Source organism: Flavobacterium sp., from assembly GCF_029242675.1.
Classification (GTDB): Bacteria; Bacteroidota; Bacteroidia; order Flavobacteriales; family Flavobacteriaceae; genus Flavobacterium.
The window spans coordinates 1-2,064 of sequence record NZ_JAQWTM010000248.1; the positions used below are offsets into that span (position 1 = coordinate 1).

Genomic DNA, 2,064 nt, shown 5'->3' on the forward strand with positions numbered 1-2,064 from the left:
ATAAAAATAATTACCCCTGAGAATCGAAATTTATTTGAGCTAGCTACTTCAAAACAACAAGTTGTAGTTAAATCAGCTGCACCTAAAATTGTGGTTCATAAAATTAAAAAAGGGGAAACTATCTCTGAAATTGCATCGAAATACGGTCTAAGTATTGCTCAAGTTAAAAAGGCAAATGGATTAAAAACGGACCGAATTACCTTTGGAAAAACGTTAAAAATTCCAACCAACGAAACTACTGAAGTAGCTAAATCCGAAACTTCATATAAAGCAATGGATTTGTCAAGTACTACAAACTTTCATTTTTATCATACTGATGAGGCTTTAAAAACAATTTACTTACTGCCTAAGAAAGAGCAAGAGCAGTACATTTTGAGCGGTGTTGTTTTAGAGAATGATAAACCTGGAATTATCTATCACAATCTTGGTGTGAATGGAGCTAAGTATTCGGATTATAATAAATATCCTTTGTTTTTTGAGCAGCTCAAGGGCTTAACACCAGATTTAGTTGTGGCTTCTTTTGGAACTAATGAATCGTATGGTAAGTTGACCAATGCCGAATTCATGCTTCAATTAGAGCTCTTTATTCAAAATATCAGAAAAACTAATCCCAATATACCCATCTTAGTTTTAACTCCTCCTCCTTCGTTTTTAGCGAATCATAAGTTAAATTCAATAGTTGATGGCTATTGTACGGAGATGCAAAAAGCAGCAGTTAAAAACCATTATGCTTTTTATGATTTTTACACATTACTAGGAGGAATGCAAGGTGTGGAACAAAACTTTAGAAAGGGAATAATCGCAGCAGATAGAGTGCATTATACTGTCAAAGGATACCAAATGCAAGGCAAATTAGTTGCTGACGAGATCATTCAAACATTTCATAATTATAATAAGTAGCAGTACGTGGAGTTTTTTATAGCATTACAAAAATGGTTTATGGATACCTATGGGCAGATCACAATTGCTGAGGTAGGAAATTGGTTTGTATACGACCCTAAAGAACCAATACTATTCAATACGCCTTTCTTTTTAGGTCTCTTTTTAGTTTTTTATCCAATATACATCTTGACTACAAAAGCGAGTACAAGACTGTATCGCAATATATATGTTTTTGCTTTTTCCCTCTTTTTCTATTACAAGTCTAGCGGGATTTATTTTTTCTTGTTACTGTTCTCGGGAGTCATTGACTTTACGTTAGCTAAATTTTTGTACCAAGAAACGGATGAGCGCTTTCGCAAATTTTTTATCATACTAAGTGTTATTTTTAACTTAGGCTTTTTAGGATACTTCAAGTATTCTAATTTTATGATTGTGAGTTATAATGGTCTTTTTGACGGTAATTTTGCCTTGCAAAATATTATACTGCCCGTAGGGATTTCGTTTTACACCTTTCAATCGATGAGTTATATTATCGATATTTATAGAAAAGAGTTAGAACCTACGAAGAACTTTTTTGATTATATGTTTTTCGTTTCTTTCTTCCCTCAGCTGGTAGCAGGACCTATTGTTAGAGCTTCGGAGTTTATTCCTCAAATATATAAAAAGACTGTTTTGTCCCGTACGGACGTAAATAATGCTTTGTTTATGATTATTGGTGGATTGATAAAGAAAACGGTGGTGTCGGATTATATTTCATTAAATTTTGTCGACCGTGTTTTTGATGCACCTAAGAGCTATACTGCCTTCGAAAATTTGATGGCAGCCTATGGATATACCTTGCAAATTTATTGTGACTTTTCAGGGTACTCGGATATGGCGATAGGTATTGCATTGTTGATGGGCTTTAAATTATCAACAAATTTCATTACACCTTATAAGTCTGCATCGATTACGGAGTTTTGGAGAAGGTGGCACATCTCTCTATCTACTTGGTTAAGGGATTATCTTTATATTACTATCGGTGGAAATCGATCGGGTTCCGTTGCAGGATTTTTGTTTCCTGCTTTGTTTTTCACTGGATTGATTGGCTATGGTTTGCTTATTTTTGGCACTAGCCCAATAGTTTTTGTTATTGGTGTTACTGCTTTGATTGTTTTTATGCTGACTATTTTGTTTTCTAAA

2 protein-coding genes are annotated in these 2,064 nt (G+C 33.9%); both read left to right on the forward strand.

The window, feature by feature from the left end; translation table 11 throughout:
- Window positions 1-900 (forward strand): GDSL-type esterase/lipase family protein (locus P8M54_RS09290; RefSeq protein WP_300287527.1); only part of this gene is annotated, 900 nt, incomplete at its 5' end.
- A gap of 39 nt (window positions 901-939) precedes the next feature.
- Window positions 940-2,064: MBOAT family O-acyltransferase (locus P8M54_RS09295; protein ID WP_300287529.1), on the forward strand; the 1,125-nt coding region annotated here is incomplete at its 3' end.